14 protein-coding genes are annotated in these 17208 nt (G+C 72.7%); 7 read left to right on the top strand and 7 right to left on the bottom strand.

Going from position 1 to position 17208, the window contains the following annotated elements:
- Positions 1-116: 116 nt before the first annotated feature.
- The 3 genes from ACGF5T_RS19460 to ACGF5T_RS19450 are packed head-to-tail and all read right to left on the bottom strand — an operon-like array spanning position 117 to position 3128.
- Complete coding sequence (locus ACGF5T_RS19460) at positions 117-1991, bottom strand: rhamnogalacturonan lyase (RefSeq protein ID WP_361009910.1); 1875 nt, start codon at positions 1989-1991, stop codon at positions 117-119.
- Positions 1992-2028: 37 nt separating this feature from the next.
- Positions 2029-2808 (bottom strand): class I SAM-dependent methyltransferase, encoded by a 780-nt coding sequence (locus ACGF5T_RS19455; RefSeq protein ID WP_361009907.1) that lies wholly within the window; start codon positions 2806-2808, stop codon positions 2029-2031.
- Positions 2809-2813: 5 nt separating this feature from the next.
- Positions 2814-3128 (bottom strand): 4a-hydroxytetrahydrobiopterin dehydratase, encoded by a 315-nt coding sequence (locus tag ACGF5T_RS19450; protein WP_356612373.1) that lies wholly within the window; start codon positions 3126-3128, stop codon positions 2814-2816.
- Between the two features lie 101 nt (positions 3129-3229).
- Between ACGF5T_RS19450 and ACGF5T_RS19445 the strand changes: the two genes are divergently transcribed.
- Positions 3230-4045: a helix-turn-helix transcriptional regulator gene (locus ACGF5T_RS19445; protein WP_366766306.1), complete on the top strand. Its 816-nt coding sequence runs from the start codon at positions 3230-3232 to the stop codon at positions 4043-4045.
- Here ACGF5T_RS19445 and ACGF5T_RS19440 read toward each other — a convergent pair.
- Positions 4027-4452, bottom strand: a complete 426-nt coding sequence (locus ACGF5T_RS19440) for a hypothetical protein (RefSeq protein WP_366766307.1) — start codon at positions 4450-4452, stop codon at positions 4027-4029. The genes ACGF5T_RS19445 and ACGF5T_RS19440 overlap by 19 nt on opposite strands.
- Before the next feature lie 217 nt (positions 4453-4669).
- Here ACGF5T_RS19440 and ACGF5T_RS19435 point away from each other — a divergent pair, with 217 nt between their 5' ends.
- The 6 genes from ACGF5T_RS19435 to narI all read left to right on the top strand — a co-directional run bounded on the left by ACGF5T_RS19435 (position 4670) and on the right by narI (position 13025).
- Entirely contained in the window at positions 4670-5533 is an 864-nt protein-coding gene (locus tag ACGF5T_RS19435) for a helix-turn-helix transcriptional regulator (RefSeq protein ID WP_356612378.1), read from the top strand.
- Positions 5534-5586: 53 nt separating this feature from the next.
- Complete coding sequence (locus ACGF5T_RS19430) at positions 5587-6402, top strand: SAM-dependent methyltransferase (RefSeq protein ID WP_366766308.1); 816 nt, start codon at positions 5587-5589, stop codon at positions 6400-6402.
- A gap of 114 nt (positions 6403-6516) precedes the next feature.
- Entirely contained in the window at positions 6517-10212 is a 3696-nt protein-coding gene (locus ACGF5T_RS19425; RefSeq protein WP_366766309.1) for a nitrate reductase subunit alpha, read from the top strand.
- Positions 10212-11807, top strand: coding sequence for a nitrate reductase subunit beta (gene narH, locus ACGF5T_RS19420; protein WP_366766310.1), 1596 nt, complete (start codon positions 10212-10214; stop codon positions 11805-11807). Before ACGF5T_RS19425 ends, narH begins: the two co-directional genes overlap by 1 nt.
- Positions 11808-11811: 4 nt before the next feature.
- Positions 11812-12306, top strand: coding sequence for a nitrate reductase molybdenum cofactor assembly chaperone (narJ, locus tag ACGF5T_RS19415; protein ID WP_356612384.1), 495 nt, complete (start codon positions 11812-11814; stop codon positions 12304-12306).
- Positions 12303-13025: a respiratory nitrate reductase subunit gamma gene (gene narI, locus ACGF5T_RS19410; RefSeq protein WP_366766311.1), complete on the top strand. Its 723-nt coding sequence runs from the start codon at positions 12303-12305 to the stop codon at positions 13023-13025. Before narJ ends, narI begins: the two co-directional genes overlap by 4 nt.
- A 3-nt stretch (positions 13026-13028) precedes the next feature.
- Here the strand turns inward: narI and ACGF5T_RS19405 are convergent, their stop codons facing one another.
- The 3 genes from ACGF5T_RS19405 to ACGF5T_RS19395 form a co-directional block, all read right to left on the bottom strand.
- The gene (locus tag ACGF5T_RS19405) at positions 13029-13454 is read right to left on the bottom strand and encodes an OsmC family protein (RefSeq protein ID WP_356612386.1); all 426 of its coding nucleotides are present in this window, start codon (positions 13452-13454) and stop codon (positions 13029-13031) included.
- Between the two features lie 91 nt (positions 13455-13545).
- Entirely contained in the window at positions 13546-14964 is a 1419-nt protein-coding gene (locus ACGF5T_RS19400; protein ID WP_361009886.1) for an amino acid permease, read from the bottom strand.
- Between the two features lie 84 nt (positions 14965-15048).
- Positions 15049-17184 (bottom strand): phage holin family protein, encoded by a 2136-nt coding sequence (locus ACGF5T_RS19395; RefSeq protein ID WP_366766312.1) that lies wholly within the window; start codon positions 17182-17184, stop codon positions 15049-15051.
- Positions 17185-17208 lie beyond the last annotated feature (24 nt).

Genomic DNA, 17208 nt, shown 5'->3' with positions numbered 1-17208 from the left:
GGGGGCGGCGAGGGTCCCGAGGACGAGCCCTCGTCCCCCTTCCCCCGGCGCCCGGCCGGCGGATGCACCCGGGCAGCGGCGGCCCCGCCCGCATGACCGGACGGGGCCGCTTCGGCTCAGGGCGTGACCACGGTGGGCCTGGGAGCCGTCGGCATCCCGTTGCCGATGAAGAAGCTCGGGTGCGGGGGCTGGTTGTAGGCGGTGTTCTGCCAGGCCAGGGCCGTGCGGTACTGGGGGTCGTGCAGGAGGGTCGTGATCCTGCGGTCCGTGTCGTGCGGGGTGGAGTAGATGCGCAGGGCCGTGTTGTTGCTGGTCCGCCAGACGACCTCCTCGCGCCAGTCGCCGAGGATGTCGCCGGCCAGGACCGGGGTGGCCTTCGTGCCGTTGTTGGACGCGACGCCGGAACCGGTGAGGAGGCGGGTGTCGCCGGACGTGCCGTACTTGTCGACGCGGGTGCCGTCGAGGAGTTCGCGGACGGGATCACCGTCCCACCAGGACAGGAAGTTGGCGCTGGAGGGCTTGCGGCTGTGCACCACCGTGCCCTTCGGGTTGCGGATGCCGCTCTCGGCCGACGACCAGGACTCGGCGCCCGCGCTGCCGGACCAGATGTCGGCGGCCACGCCGCGGCCGTTGTCGCCGCTCGCGCCGGTGGACCAGAGGATCTGGCCGGTGCGCGCGTCCGCCATCCAGGAGGAGGGCTTCGAGCTGTCCTCGTCGACCTTGAACTCCTCCAGGCCCGCACGCGACGGATCGAGGTCGCCGACGTGCATGGCGTCGCCGTGGCCGTTCCTCGTGGTCCACAGACCGTTGCCGTTGTCGTCGACGGCCATGGCGCCGTACACGATCTCGTCCTTGCCGTCGCCGTCGACGTCGGCGACGGACAACTGGTGGTTGCCCTGGCCGTCGTAGCCCTTGCCGGCGTTGGTGGAGGAGTTGGTGTCGAAGGTCCAGCGGCGGGTGAAACGGCCGTCCCGCCAGTCCCAGGCGGCGATGACCGAGCGTGTGTAGTAGCCGCGCGCCATGATCAGGGAGGGGCGGGAACCGTCGAGGTAGGCCGTGCCGGCCAGGAAGCGGTCGACGCGGTTGCCGTAGGAGTCGCCCCAGGAGGAGACGGTGCCCCGGGCGGGGACGTGGTCGACGGTGCCCATGGCCCTGCCGGTCAGGCCGTCGAACATGGTCAGGTACTCGGGGCCGGACAGGATGTAGCCGGAGGAGTTGCGGTGGTCGGCGGAGGAACTGCCGATGACCGCGCCGGTGCCGTCCCTCGTGCCGTCGGCCGTCTTCATGGCGACCTCGGCCCTGCCGTCGCCGTCGTAGTCGTACACCTGGAACTGCGTGTAGTGGGCGCCGGAGCGGATGTTGCGGCCCAGGTCGACGCGCCACAGCCGGGTGCCGTCGAGCTTGACGCCGTCGACGATCGTGTTGCCGGTGTAGCCGGACTGGGAGTTGTCCTTGGCGTTGGTCGGCTGCCACTTGAGGACGAGGTCGAGCGCGCCGTCTCCGTCGAGGTCGCCCACGGAGGCGTCGTTGGCCTCGTAGGTGTAGGAGACGCCGTCGGGGGTGGTGCCGCCGGCGGGCGGGCTGATCGGCACGTCCTTGTAGCCGGCCCGGAACTGGACGGCGTGTACCGAGTCGCCCTGCTCCGTGCCGTTGACCACGGCGCGGACGGTGTAGTCGGCGTGCGAGGGCGCGCCGGCGTGGAAGAAGGTGGTGGTGGCGGTGACCGGCGCGGAGTTGACCTTCGTACCGGCCCGGTAGACGTTGAAGGCGACGTTGTCCGGGTCGGTGCCGAGCCAGCGCCAGCCGACCAGGTTCCCGTCACCGGTGTGGACGCTGACCACGCCCCGGTCGAGGGCCTCGACCTGCCGGGCCGTGGCGGCCTCGGCGGTGTCGGTGGGGAGAGTCGCCAGGCCGGCGCCGAGGAGCCCTGCGGCGGCGAGCCCGGCGGCCAGGGCCGACGGACGTCTGCGGATCTTGTGGGGGTGCCTCACGGGACGAACCTCCTGGAGGACGGATGAGTTCCGCCTCTCAGTCGCCACCCGGTGCGGCGGGGTTGCCGCCCCTCGCCTCCGGTTTCGCGAAGGCCCGCAGGGTGAAGACGGGGTCGGGCCGGGGCCGGTCCTGGTCGGGGAGGTCCGCGAGCCGGGCGGCGAAGTGCTCCGCGCGCGGGTCGCCCGGCGGCAGCGTGACGAACCAGCCGCGTCGCAGGTCGGCGATGGTGCGGCGGGGGCTGCGCCCCTGACCGTGGCCGACGAAGCGGGTGGAGCCCGCCGGTACCAGGCCGTGCGCGCGGGCGTGGGACTCGACCTGCCCGGCACAGTCGTGGGCGGTGCTCGGCGGGCGGGAGGCGAGCACCGCGTCGATGTCGCTGCCCACGTTGTGCGAGGCGCCCTTGTCGACCGTCGTCACGTACACCCCGCCGGGCCGCAGGACCCGGGCGCATTCGCCGACGACGGCCCGCACCTCGTCGGTACCGCCGACCAGGTGCAGCAGCCAGACGCTGCTGACGGCGTCGAACTCCCCGCTCCTGAAGGGCAGTCGGCGGCTGTCGGCCAGGACGACGGCGCCGGGCAGCCGGGCGGCGGCGTAGCGGGCCATGGTGGGGGCGAGGTCGGCGCCGGTCACCCGCATGCCGTCCCGTCCGGCGGCGAGGCGCCGGGTGACGATGCCGGTGCCGCAGGCGACGTCGAGCAGGCTGCGCGCCCGCGGCGGTACGAGCGTCAGGACGGCCTCGGCGGCGGCCGCGGCCCGGGGCTCGCCACCGCGGGAGGCGTCGTACCGTTCCGCTTCCTCGTCGTAGTCGAGCACGTCCGTCAGTGTGCCCCATGGCCGGCGGCCAGGTCCTCCACCCGGCGGGCGAGCTGTACGTCCTTCTCGGTGACGGCTCCGCCCGCGCTGTGGGTGTGCACGGCCAGGGAGACCGTGTCGTAGCCGAGGGTCAGGTCGGAGTGGTGGTCGAGCTCCTCCTGCACCTGGGCGACGTGGACGACCATCGCGGTCGCCGCGACGTGCGAGCCGAGCCGGTAGGAGCGGGTGAGCCGTCCGTCGTCGAGCGACCAGCCCGGCAGCTCTGCCAGCCGCTCCTCGATCTCCTGCTGCGACAGTGGTACGGCGGGTACGGCGGGCATGGGCTGCGCTCCTCACGTGGGGGTGGCGGCTACCGTTTCAGCCTGCCACAGCACGGCCGCCCGGGCCCCGGCGCGATGCGGCGTCGACTACCGTTCGGCGTATGACCGCACTCCCGTCCACCGCCGCGCCCACCGCCCAGGGCGTGGGCCCGATGCTGCGTTCCTGGCGGGAGCGGCGGCGGGTCAGCCAGCTCGAACTGGCGCTGCGCGCCGACTCCTCCGCCCGGCACATCAGCTTCGTGGAGACGGGCCGCTCGCGGCCGAGCGAGGAGATGGTGCTGCGCCTCGCGGAACACCTGGACGTCCCGGTACGGGAGCGCAACGCCCTGCTGCTGGCCGCCGGTTACGCCCCGCACTACCCGGAGACGCCCCTGGACGACCCGGCGCTGGACGCCCTGCGCGAGGGCATGGAACGGCTGATCCGGGGCTACGAGCCGTATCCGGCGCTGGTCGTCGACGCGACCTACCGGGTGCTGGCCGCCAACCGGGGCATCACGTTGCTGATGGAGGGCCTCCCGGAGCACCTGCTCGAACCGCCGCTCAACGCCATGCGGCTGACCCTGCACCCCGAGGGACTGGCACCGCGCATCCGCAACCTGCGCGAGTGGCGCGGGCACCTGCTGGAGCAGATGCGGCGGGAGATCGCCCTGCACCGCTCACCGCGGCTGCGGGAGCTGTACGAGGAGGTGTCGGCGTATCCGGTGCCGGACACCGCGCCGGGAACGGAACCGGCCGAACCGGTGCCGTACTTCGCGCTGCCGATGCAGATCGAGCACGAGGGCCGCACCCTGTCGTTCATCTCGTCCATCTCCACCTTCAACACCCCGATGGACGTGACGGTCGCCGAGCTGGCCATCGAGACGCTGCTCCCGGCCGACCCGGCGACGGTCAAGTACCTTCACACGTTGCTGGGCTGACGCTGCCTCAGCGCGAGATGCTGGAGCAGCCCGAAGCCGGCGACGGTGAGGGCCTGGAGCACCGTCCACACCGCACCCGCCGTGGTGGGCGTGAGCCAGAGGGCGAGGGCGGCGAGACTGAGCGCCGCCCAAGCGAGGTTGGCCTCCACGACGGCCCGCACCCCGAGGGCCGGCGGCGCGGGGCGGGCGGCCAGCAGGGCCACGCACCCGGCGTACACGGCCAGGAACGCGCCGAGACCGAGCAGCAGCCCGGAACCGGCACCGAGGAAGCGGCCCAGGGGCCCGGAGAGCGTGAGATAGGCGACGGCGTTCGCGCCGGTCACGGCCGCGTCCAGCGCCAGGAAGCGGCGCAGCACCAGCTGCGGCTCGTGGGTGCGGGCGAGTGCGGCGATCTGGTTCGTGGACATGGCGAGTCACCCTCCGTCGGGTCGGACAAGGCTGGGAAGCCGGGTCCCGGGCCGGAGTGCGCCGGCCCGGAACCCGGTGGAGCCAACGATCCCGTCCGGGCCGCGTCCGGTCGATTACCCGCCGGGTCATGGCGTCGGTCCACGGCCTCCCCTTGTGAGCCGGGCGGGGGTGCATGACAGACTGCGGTGTGACTTGGGCGCGTTGGGGAGGCGTGGCGTGAGTGAGCGGCGGGCCGCACCCACGGTGGGCCAGGTGGTCCTGGGCAGGCGGTTGCAGGAACTGCGGGAGACGGCGGGCCTGAAGCGCGAGGAGGCCGCCAAGGTGCTCCGGGTGGCACCGGCGACCGTTCGGCGCATGGAGACGGCCGAGGTGGCGCTGAAAATTCCGTACGTCCAGATACTGCTGACGGCGTTCGGAGTGCCCGCGGACGAGGTGTCGGCGTTCGTCGCCCTGGCCGAGGAGGCGAACCGGCCCGGCTGGTGGCAGCGCTACCACGACGTGCTGCCGGACTGGTTCAGCATGTACGTGAGTCTGGAGGGCGCCGCGCGGATCGTACGGTCCTACGAGCCGCACTTCGTGCCCGGGCTGCTGCAGACCGAGGAGTACGCACGCGCGGTCCTGGAGGCGGGCACGATCGGCACCTCGGGAGCGGACGCGGTCGAGCGGCACGTGTCCCTGCGCATGGAGCGGCAGCGGCTGCTGGAGCGCGCGGACCCGCCCCACCTGTGGGTGGTGATGGACGAGACGGTGCTGCGACGCCCGGTGAGCACCGACGGCCGGGTGATGCGCGAGCAGTTGGACAAGTTGCTGGACTTCTCCGTCCGGGACCGGGTGACGCTCCAGGTCGCCGAGTTCGAGGACGGCCCGCATCCCGGGACGTACGCGCCGTTCACGCTGTTCCGGTTCGCCGAGCCGGAGCTGCCCGACATGGTGTTCACCGAGTACCTGACGGGTGCCCTGTACCTGGACTCCCGCACGGAGGTCTCCGCGCACCTGGAGGTCCTGGACCACATGACGGCGCGCGCCGCCTCGACCCAGCGCACCGAGAAGATCCTGCGCGCGTACCGGGAGAACCACTGACCCCGCGCCACCGACCCGCTCGCCGTCCCAGACCCCCGAGGAGACGACCCCGCATGACCGGTTCCGACGCCGCCCCCGGCCCCCTCGACACCAGCCGCCCGCATCCGGCCCGGGTCTACGACTGGTGGCTGGGCGGCAAGGACAACTACCCGGTGGACGAGGAGCTGGCCCGCAAGATCCTCGCCGCGGACGACACCGCGGTCCGCGGGGCACGCGCCAACCGCCGGTTCATGCACCGGGCCGTCCGTACGCTGGCCGAGGCCGGCATCCGCCAGTTCCTTGACATCGGCACCGGCATCCCCACGGAGCCGAACCTGCACCAGGTGGCGCAGGCCGTGGCCCCCGAGGCGCGGGTGGTCTACGCCGACAACGACCCGATCGTCCTGCGGCACGCCGAGGCGCTGTTGCACGGGTCGGCGGAGGGTTCCACCGACTACGTCCACGCGGACGTCCGGGACCCGGACACGATCCTGCGGCTGGCGGGCCGGTCACTGGACCTGGGCCGGCCCGTCGCGCTGTCGCTGGTGGCCCTGACGCACTACCTCGGCGACACGGCCGACGGCGACGGCGTCCACGGCCTGCTGCGGCGGTACGTCGACGCCCTGGCACCCGGCAGTCACCTGGTCCTGTCCCAGGTCACGCCGGATCTGAACCCCGAGGCGGTGGGCCGGGCGGCCGCCCTGTTCACGCGCAGCGGCACGCCGTTCCATCCGCGTTCGCTGGCCGAGTTCTCGCGCTTCTTCGACGGGCTGGAGCTGCTGGGCCCGGGCGTCATCCCGGTCATCGGATGGCGGCCCGACCCCGAGGACGTGGCGGCCCAGGCGGAGGGTGTCGTGCCGGTGTACGCGGGGGTCGCCCGCAAGCCCTGACCGGTACCCCGGCCGGCCCGCCCTGACCCGTACGGGCCCCGCGAACAGGTGCGCTCCCGCACCCGCCCCTAGGTTCGGAACGTCAGGACCCGGGCGACCGAGGGAGCAGCGCACGTGACCGACACGCGGACACCGCCCACCGAGCCGGGCGCGGCCCTGCTGCGCGCGGGGCGGTTCTTCCGGCCCGGGACGGCAGCCCCCGACCTGCACAGCATCGGGCTGGTCGGCGGCCGGGAGTCGGACGCGTTCTACCGCGACCGCTGGAGCCACGACAAGGTCGTCACCTCCACGCACGGCGTGAACTGCACCGGCTCGTGCCGCTGGAACGTGTTCGTCAAGGACGGCATCATCACCTGGGAGACCCAGGCGACGGACTACCCGTCGGTCGGCCCGGACCGTCCGGAGTACGAGCCGCGCGGCTGCCCCCGGGGCGCGGCGTTCTCCTGGTACACGTACTCGCCGACCCGGGTGCGCTACCCGTACGTGCGCGGGGTGCTGCTGGAGATGTACCGGGAGGCGAAGGCGCGGCTGTCGGACCCGGTGCTGGCCTGGGCCGACATCCAGGGCGATCCGGAGCGGCGGCGGCGCTACCAGCGTGCGCGCGGCAAGGGGGGCCTGGTCCGGGCGCACTGGGACGAGGCCGTCGAGATGGTCGCCGCGGCCCACGTCCACACCATCCGCAGCCAGGGCCCGGACCGTATCGCGGGCTTCTCCCCCATCCCGGCCATGTCGATGGTGTCGCACGCGGCGGGGGCCCGTTTCCACTCCCTCATCGGCGCCCCGATGCTGTCGTTCTACGACTGGTACGCGGACCTTCCCGTCGCGTCCCCGCAGGTCTTCGGCGACCAGACGGACGTTCCGGAGTCGGGCGACTGGTGGGACGCGGCGTACCTGATCATGTGGGGCTCGAACGTGCCGGTGACGCGCACGCCGGACGCGCACTGGATGGCGGAGGCCCGCTACCGGGGCCAGAAGGTCGTCGTCGTGTCGCCCGACTACGCCGACAACACCAAGTTCGCCGACCAGTGGCTGCATCCGCACCCGGGCACGGACGCCGCGCTGGCCCTCGGCATGGGGCACGTGGTCCTCAAGGAGTTCTTCGTCGACCGCACCACGCCCTTCTTCGACGGCTACGTGCGCCGCTTCACCGATCTGCCGTTCCTGGTGACGCTGACCGAGCGGGACGGGGCGTACGTCCCGGCGAAGTTCCTGCGCGCGGCCGACCTGGGGCAGGAGGGCGAGGACGCCCGCTGGAAGACGGTGGTGCTGGACGAGGCGTCGGGGCGGGCGGTGGTCCCGAACGGCTCGCTGGGCTTCCGCTGGAACGAGGCGGACCGGGGGAGGTGGAACCTCGACCTGGGCGAGGTGCGCCCGCGGCTGAGTCTGCACGGCCACGAGATGGCCTCGGGCGTCGAGGTGCTGCTCCCCCGCTTCGACACCGAGGGCGGCCCGCACGCGCAGGGCCGCGGGGACGTACTGAGGCGGGGGGTGCCGGCGACGCGGCTGGGCGGGGCGACCGGACCGCTGGTGACGACCGTCTTCGACCTGCTGCTCGCCCAGTACGGTGTGGCGCGCCCCGGAGTGCCGGGCGACTGGGCGGCGTCGTACGAGGACGCGGCGGCGCCCGGCACCCCGGCCTGGCAGGAGACGCACACCTCGGTGCCCGCGGCGGCCTGTGTGCGTATCGCCCGGGAGTTCGCGCGGACCGCCGAGCGCTCGAAGGGGCGCTGCATGATCCTCATGGGGGCCGGGACCAACCACTGGTTCCACTCGGAGACGATCTACCGGGCCTTCCTGGCCCTGCTCCAGCTCACCGGCTGCCAGGGCCGCAACGGCGGCGGCTGGGCGCACTACGTGGGCCAGGAGAAGTGCCGGCCGTCGACCGGCTGGGCGACGCTGGCCGCGGCCTCGGACTGGTCGCGCCCGCCGCGCCAGATGATCGGCACCGCGTACTGGTACCTCAACACCGACCAGTGGCGCTACGACCGCTTCGGTGCCGACGTCCTGGCCTCGCCGCTGGGCGAGGGACGGCTGACGGGGATGACGGGCGCGGACTGCCTCGCGCTGTCGGCGCGCACCGGGTGGATGCCCTCGTACCCGACCTTCGACCGCAGCCCGCTGGAGCTGGGCGAGACCTTCGGCGACCCGGTGGCGAAGGCGGTGGCCGAACTGCGCGCGGGCACCCTGAAGTTCGCCTGCGAGGACCCGGACGCGCCGGAGAACTGGCCCCGCATCCTGACCCTGTGGCGGGCCAACCTGCTCGGTTCCTCGGCGAAGGGCGCCGAGTACTTCACCAAGCACCTGCTGGGCACCCACTCCTCGCTGCGCGCAGAGGAGGCCGCGCCCGGCGAGCGCCCCCGGGACGTGACGTGGCACGAGGAGGCGCCCGAGGGGAAGCTCGACCTGCTGCTCTCGCTGGACTTCCGGCACACCTCCTCCACCCTCCTGTCCGACGTGGTGCTGCCCGCCGCCACCTGGTACGAGAAGCACGACCTGTCCAGCACGGACATGCACCCCTACGTGCACGCCTTCTCCCCGGCCGTGGACCCGCCGTGGCAGACGCGGACCGACTTCGACACCTTCAAGGCGCTCGCGGAGAAGCTGAGCGAGCTGGCCGTCGGCCACCTCGGCGTGCGCAAGGACCTGGTGGCGGCCCCGCTCCAGCACGACACCCCGGGGGAGATCGCCCAGCCGGGCGGGGTCGTGCGGGACTGGCGGCGCGGGGAGTGCGCCCCCGAGCCCGGGAAGACCTTGCCGAACCTCGTCGTCGTGGAGCGGGACTACACGGCGATCGGCGCGAAGTTCGCGGCGCTGGGCCCGCTGGTGGAGGGCAAGGGCCTGCCGGCCAAGGGCATCACCCTGAAGCCGGACGAGGAGGTCGGCCGGCTGCGGGACCTCAACGGCGCGGTGCGCGGCGGCCCGGCCGACGGGCGTCCGGCGCTGGACACGGCGGTGAAGGCCGCCAACACCATCCTGGCCCTGTCCGGCACGACCAACGGGCGCCTGGCCGTCCAGGGCTTCCGCACGCTGGAGGCGAGGACCGGGCAGGAGATGGCCCACCTAGCCGCCGAGCACGAGGGCAAGCGGATCACGTACGCGGACACGCAGGCGGCGCCCGTGCCGGTGATCACGTCGCCGGAGTGGTCCGGCAGCGAGGCCGGCGGGCGCCGCTACACGGCGTTCACGCTCAACACCGAGCACCTCAAGCCCTGGCACACCCTCACCGGGCGGCAGCACTTCTTCCTGGACCACGACTGGATGCACGAGCTGGGCGAGGCGCTGCCGGTCTACCGTCCGCCGCTGGACATGAGCAGGCTCTTCGGCGAACCCCGGCTGGGCCCGGACGGGCACCGGGAGGTGACGGTCCGCTACCTGACCCCGCACAACAAGTGGTCCATCCACTCCGAGTACCAGGACAACCTGTTCATGCTGGCGCTGTCCCGCGGCGGCCAGACCATCTGGATGTCGACGCGGGACGCGGAGGCGATCGGGGTCGCCGACGACGACTGGATCGAGGCGGTCAACCGCAACGGCGTGGTCGTGGCCCGGGCGATCGTCTCGCACCGCATGCCGCCCGGCACGGTGTACATGCACCACGCCCAGGAACGCACGGTCAACGTCCCGCTGGCCGAGGCGACCGGCAGACGGGGCGGCATCCACAACTCGCTCACCCGGCTGATCCTCAAGCCGACCCATCTCATCGGCGGCTATGCCCAGTTGTCCTGGGCGTTCAACTACCTCGGCCCGACGGGCAACCAGCGCGACGAGGTGACCGTGATCCGCCGCCGCGGTCAGGAGGTCGAGTACTGATGCGCCCGATGGCCCAGGTCGCCATGGTCATGAACCTCGACAAGTGCATCGGCTGCCACACCTGCTCGGTCACCTGCAAGCAGGCGTGGACCAACCGCCGGGGCATGGAGTACGTCTGGTTCAACAACGTCGAGACCCGCCCCGGACAGGGCTACCCCCGCCGCTACGAGGACCAGGAGAGGTGGCGGGGCGGCTGGGAGCTGAACCGGCGGGGCGCGCTGAGGCTGAAGGCGGGCGGGCGGCTGAAGAAGCTCGCCGGGATCTTCTCCAATCCCAGGCTCCCGGAGATCAAGGACTACTACGAGCCCTGGACGTACGACTACAAGAACCTCACCGACGCCCCGCTCGGCTCCGACTACCCGGTCGCGCGGCCCGTCTCCCAGCTCGACGGCAAGCCGATGAAGATCGGCTGGTCCTCGAACTGGGACGACAACCTGGGCGGCGCGCCCGCCTACGGCGACCTGGACCCGATGGTGGAGCGCACCCGGCAGCAGGCCTCGGAGAAGGTGCGGTTCGCCTACGAAGAGACCTTCATGTTCTACCTGCCGCGCATCTGCGAGCACTGCCTCAACCCGTCGTGCGTGGCGTCCTGCCCGTCCGGGGCGATGTACAAGCGCTCGGAGGACGGCATCGTCCTGGTCGACCAGGACCGCTGCCGGGGCTGGCGGATGTGCGTGACCGGATGCCCGTACAAGAAGGTGTACTTCAACCACCGCACCGGCAAGGCCGAGAAGTGCACCTTCTGCTACCCGCGCATCGAGGTGGGCCAGCCGACGGTCTGCTCGGAGACCTGCGTGGGACGGCTCAGGTACCTGGGGGTCGTGCTCTACGACGCGGACAAGGTGACCGAGGCCGCCCAGACGCCGGACGAGAAGCAGTTGTACGAGGCCCAGTTGGGCGTCTTCCTGGACCCGCAGGACCCGGCGGTGCGGCGGGCGGCGGAGGAGGCGGGCATCCCCTTCGACTGGATCGAGGCGGCCCGGCGCTCCCCCGTGCACGCGCTGGTGAGCAGGTACCGGGTGGCGCTGCCGCTGCACCCGGAGTACCGCACCATGCCGATGGTCTGGTACATCCCGCCGCTGTCACCGGTGGTGGACGCGCTGACGGAGACCGGGCACGACGGCGAGGACGCGGACAACCTCTTCGGCGCGATCGACACCCTGCGCATCCCGCTGGAGTACCTGGCCGAGGTGTTCACGGCGGGCGACACCGGCCCGGTGCGGGCGTCGCTGGAGAAGCTGGCGGCGATGCGCGCCCACATGCGGGCGATCAACCTCGGCGAGACCCCCGACCCGGCCGTCGCCGGCGGCGTCGGCATGAGCGCCCAGGAGATCCAGGACATGTACCGGCTGCTGGCCATCGCCAAGTACGAGGAGCGGTACGTGATCCCGACGGCCGCCGTGGGGGACGCGCACCGGCTGGAGGCGTCCGCCCTGCCGGACACGTGCAGCCTGGACACCGACGGCGGCCCCGGCATGGGCGGCGACGGCCCGTTCGGCCAGGACTCGGGGCGCAGGCGGCTGCCGCTGGTGCCGGTGGAGAACTTCCACGTCCTGCGCCGGCGGCAGACCGCGGACGACGAGAGGGAGGTGTGATCCGATGCCCGGGTTCGAGGTGCTGTACCAGGCGGCGGCGCTCTGCCTGACCTATCCCGACGACGACTTCCGCGCCCGGCTGCCGCTGCTGCGCGAGGCGGCGCCCCCGCTGCGCGCCTTCACCGACCACGCGGCCGTGACCCCGCAGGGCGAACTCCAGGCGCACTACGTGGAGGTCTTCGACTTCAAGAACCGGCACAGTCTCTACCTGAGCTGGTGGACGGACGGCGACACCCGCAACCGCGGCATGTCCCTGGTCCGCTTCAAGGAGCTGTACCGCGCCCACGGACTGGAGTTCACCGGCGAGGAACTCCCGGACTTCCTCCCGGCGGTGCTGGAGTTCGTCTCCCGCACCGGGGACATCGGCATGCTCACCGAGCACCGCGACGCCCTGGACCAGCTCCGCTCCCGGCTCACCGCGTTCGGTACGCCCTACGCGTGCGTCCTGGACGCCGTGTGCGCCACTCTGCCGCCCGCCTCGACCGGAGCACGCCGATGAACGTCTTCCTGTGGGGCGTGCTGCCCTACGCCGCCTTCGCCCTGCTGATCGCGGGCCTGGTCTGGCGGCACCGCTACGACCGGTTCGGCTGGACGACCCGCTCCTCCCAGGTCTACGAGTCGAAGCTCCTCAACATCGCCTCGCCGGTGTTCCACTACGGCATCCTGTTCGTGCTGGTCGGCCATCTGATCGGGCTGTTCGTCCCGGCGTCGTGGACGGAGGCGGCCGGCGTCAGCGAGCACGCCTACCACCTGTTCTCGCTGTACGGCGGCACCCTGGCCGGGGTGCTGACGGTGGCCGGGATCGGCCTGCTGGTCTACCGGCGCCGCACCAAGGCCCCCGTCTTCCGCGCCACCACGGCCAACGACAAGTTCATGTACGTCTTCCTGCTCGGCGCCATCGTCCTCGGCATGATCGCCAAGCTCTCGGACACCTCGGGCGACGGCTACGACTACCGCGCCACCATCGCCCCCTGGTCCCGCAGCCTGTTCGTCCTGAACCCGAGGGTGGAGCTGATGGAGGGCGTGCCGGTGCTCTACCACGTGCACGCGGTGATCGGGATGGTGCTGATCGCCCTGGTGCCCTACACCCGCCTGGTGCACATGTTCAGCGCGCCCCTGCAGTACCTGACCCGCCCCTACGTGGTGTACCGGTCGCGCGACCCCAGGCAGCTGGGGCCGCGCCCGGACCGGCGGGGCTGGGAGCGCGCGGGCTCCTGACCGCTAGGCCAGCTTCGCCGTGAGGGTGATGGTGGTGCCGGTCAGGGCCTGGCTGACCGGGCAGTTCTTCTTGGCGTCCTCGGCGGCGGCGACGAACGCGTCGTTGTCGAGGCCCGGGACGGTGCCCTCCACGGTGAGGTGGATGCCCGTGATGCCCTCGCCGGGCTGGAAGGTGACGTCGGCGGAGGTGGTGAGCTTGGTGGGCGGGGTGCCGGCACCGGCCAGGCCGTGCGAGAGCGCCATGGAGAAGCAGCTGGAGTGGGCGGCGGCGATCAGCTCTTCCGGGCTGGTCTTCCCGTTGGCCTGCTCGGCGCGCGAGGGCCACGACACCTGCTGCTCGCCGATGCCGGACGAGTCGAAGGTGACGACACCGTTGCCCTCGAGCAGGTTGCCTTCCCAGACGGTGTGTGCGGAGCGCGTGGTTGCCACGGCGGAGTCCTCTCGAATTCTCTTGCTGTACGGGGGTGGTGGGAGCCCGTGCCCGGGTCCCCGCCCCCATCCGATCACACTCCGGCTCGGCTCACGAGGAACACCCGGGTGTCCGCGCTGCCTCCGTGCGCCGCCTGCGGGCCGCCATCACCGCGTGGACCAGCACGCCGGCGAAGAGGAAGAGCACCCCCTGGTAGACCGCCGCGTAGCCGGCGCCCGCGACCAGCCACAGCGAGAAGGCCGCCGCGACGGACGCGATCACGCCGTCCCGGACGAGGCGGGCCCGGTCGACCTTCTCGCCCTGTCCGGAGAGCAGGTGGAAGAGCTGGGCGGCGGTGGCCAGCAGGTAGGGCACGGTCGCCGTGAAGGTGGTGACCAGGACGAGGATCTCGAAGACCTTGGCCGAACCGGACGTGTAGTTGTACACGGTGAGCAGCGAGGCGAGGACGACGGTGACGCCGACGCCGAAGGTGGGGACGCCGCGCCGCCTGCGCGCGAACGCGGCCGGGAACAGGCCGTCCTTGGCCGCCGCGTACGGGGTCTGGGCGCTGAGCAGCGTCCAGCCGTTGAGGCAGCCCGTCATCGACACCAGGGCGGCGAGCGCCACGGCCCAGCCGCCCCAGGCACCGCCGAACATGGCGTTCACGGCGTCCGAGAAGGGGGCGGTGGAGGTCACCAGGCGCTCGTGGGAGACCGTGCCGAAGACCGCGAGGGTGCCCAGCAGGTAGACGAGGGCGGCGCCCGCGGTGCCGATGACGGTGGCCCGGCCCACCGTGCGGCGGGGGTTCTTGACCTCGCCCGCGCTCACGGCGGCGGACTCCACCCCGAGGTAGGAGAAGAGCAGGATCGCGGCGGCGGCGGAGACCGCTCCGATGCCGCTGCCGCCGCTCGCGTTGAACGGGCCGAGGTTGTCCGCGTCGAAGAAGAACAGTCCGCCGACCGCGACCAGCAGCAGCGGCGCGAACTTCAGCACGGTGGCCACCAGCTGGACGGCGCCCACGTAGCGGGTGCCGGCGAAGTTGGCCAGCGCCGGCAGCCACTGGACCACGAGCGCGGCCAGACAGGCGGTCCAGCGGTGGTCGTTCACCGGGACGAGCACGTCGAGGTAGCCCACGGCGGCGACGGCCAGCGCCGCGTTGGACACCCAGGTCGTGATCCAGTACGCCCAGGCGGCGAGGAAGCCGGCGAAGTCGCCGAAGGCCTCGCGGGCGTAGACGTAGGGGCCGCCGGTGCGCGGGTCGCGGGCGGCGAGGCGGCCGAAGACCAGGGCCAGCGCGATGGCGCCGACGGTCAGGACGCCGAAGGCGAGCAGGCTGATGGTGCCGAAGGGCGCGACGGAGGCCGGGAGCAGGAAGATGCCGCCGCCGATGATGTTGCCCATGACCAGGGCGGTGGCGACGGGGAGCCCGAAGCGGCGGGCGTGCCTGCCGTTGCCGGGAGCGGGGTCGGGGGCCGCGGGGTTCTCCCGCGGGTCCGGAGCCGGTGGGGGGACGGTCCCGGTGACGTGCATGGGGTGGGGCGCCTTCCTTGGAACTGGTGCCCGGGATCGCCGGGACGGCGCCCATGGTCGGGCACCGTCCGCCACACCTCCAAATCAGGCGCTTTTGTCCTGCGCGACCCCGCCCACCACGGGAAAAGGTGCGTTGTCGACGGCTCTGGACGGTGAATCGTCCACGGGCACCTGCGGTCCGTTCGACTCCCGCAGCCAGCGGCGCAGGATCCGGTGGACCTGTTCGGCGCCGACGATGTCCGCGCCTTCGGCGACCGGCGCGGACAGCACGGCCGGCGACAGCAGGAAGGCGCGCGACTGGGCGCCGCCGAGTCCGCCGTGGGAGCCGATCTGCTCCTCGAAGGCGAGGACCTCGCCGTCGGCCGGGTCGTGGAAGGAGTTGACCATGATGTCGGCCGTGTGGGGGAAGGAGTGCGTGCGGCGGACGGCGTCGGCGGCGCCGGGTCCGAAGGCGGCGAGCGGGCCGGGGTCCTCGTCGAGCCGGTCCAGGGGGATCTCCGCGCCGCGCGCGCCGAGCACCACCCCTCCGTGCCGCTCGCTGCGGACCAGCAGGAAGCCGACGCCGGGGTGGTTGGCGAGGGTGGGCAGCAGCGCCGGGTGGCGGGCGTCTATCTCCTCCCGGGTCATCCGGTGCGGCACGTCCGGGAAGGAGACCAGGCCCAGGTTCCCCGAGGCCAGCACGATCGGTTCCGAGCGGCGGCCGGTGGGGGTGTCGGCGGGGCGCTGCTGCTCGGCACCCTCCTCGACGGGCCGGTGCAGGGCGGCCCGTACGGTGTTGCGCGCCTCGGCGCCGCTGCGGGTGCGCTGGGCCCGGCGCGGCACGGGCAGTCCGCAGCCGGCCCGCACCAGGTCGCCGAGGGTGAGGCCGTAGCGGGTGCGGAAGGTCTCGCCGGGGCTCTGACCGTGGTCGGACAGGAGGACGACGCGGTACTTGCGGGGGGCGTGCTCGGTGACCGTCTCGATCAGGGCGAGGGACCGGTCGAGGCGCTGGAGGACCTTCGCGGCGTCCCGGCCGCGCGGCCCGGAGTGGTGCGCCACCTCGTCGTAGGCCACCAGGTCGGCGTAGACGGCGGTGCGTCCGGCGAGCATGTCCCCGATCACCGCGGCGACCACGACGTCCCGTTCGACGACGGTCGCGAAGGCGCGGACGAAGGGGTAGAGGCCGCCGCGCGAGACCCGGGGGCGGACCTTGTGCAGGCGGGCCCGGAGGGACTGGCCGATCTCCCGGCCCACCTCGGCGACGAAGGACAGCGCGGTGCGCACGGCGTTGGCCGGGTCGGCGAAGTAGGCGAAGTAGCCGGACCGGGAGCGTGTCTCCGGGCTGCGGCGCCGGGTCGCGATCGAGAGCACGAGCGCCTGTTCGTCGGCGCCGCCGCCGAACAGGTTGCCGCGGCTGGCGCCGTCGAAGGTGAGCAGCCCGCCGTCGCCGGTGCGCTCGATGGCCCGGCGCTGCAGTTCGGCGGCGCTGGTCGGGCGGTTGCAGACCATGACCTCGCCGCTGTCCTTCTCGTACCAGCGGAAGGCGGGGACGTCGTGGTTGCTGCCGTGCAGGATGCCGAGCTGGCTGGCGCCGGTCTGGCTGGACCAGTCGGTGTGCCACACGGCCAGCCGGTGGGTCGCCGACCTGCCGTCACGGCCCAGCCAGCGGGCGACGGTGGGCATGGCGCCGCTGTCCACGGCGTCCAGCAGGACGTCGTGGCCGACGCCGTCCAGTTGCAGGAAGACGGTGCCGGGGCCGGACGGGCAGGGCGGGCCGGATCTGCGGCGGCGGTCGGCGAGGCGGTACAGCCGGCGCCGGTAGGCGTCGTCGTCGCGCACGGTGAGGGCCCCGCCGGTGGCGGAGGCGACCGCGGACATGACGGCGGCCACCACGACCGCCGTCTCGGGGGCGACGCCGCCGCGCCCGGCCGGGTTCACGTCGATCGCGAGGAGCAGCAGCCCGCCGTTGAGGAAGAAGACCAGCAGCCCGAGGACGAACGCCGGCACCAGGAGCAGCATCCGGACCATCAGCGGCCACACCAGGGCGGACAGCAGGCCGAAGGCGCCGGCCCCGACCGCGGCGGTGACGGCGATGTCGGTGGCGCTGTCACCGTCGGGCGACTGGAGCCGGAAGTCGGGCAGGATGCCGGCGAGCGCGAGCATGGTGACGGTGGACACGGCCCACACCGCGACACTCCGCCCGATCTGACTGGCGACCCGGCGCCAACGCCCTGCACCCACGCTCCGTACACCTCACGTCCGGGC

It is taken from the genome of Streptomyces sp. NPDC047853 (genome assembly GCF_043204535.1).
Classification (GTDB): domain Bacteria; phylum Actinomycetota; class Actinomycetes; order Streptomycetales; family Streptomycetaceae; genus Streptomyces.
This window is presented reverse-complemented; position numbering and strand designations above follow the sequence as displayed.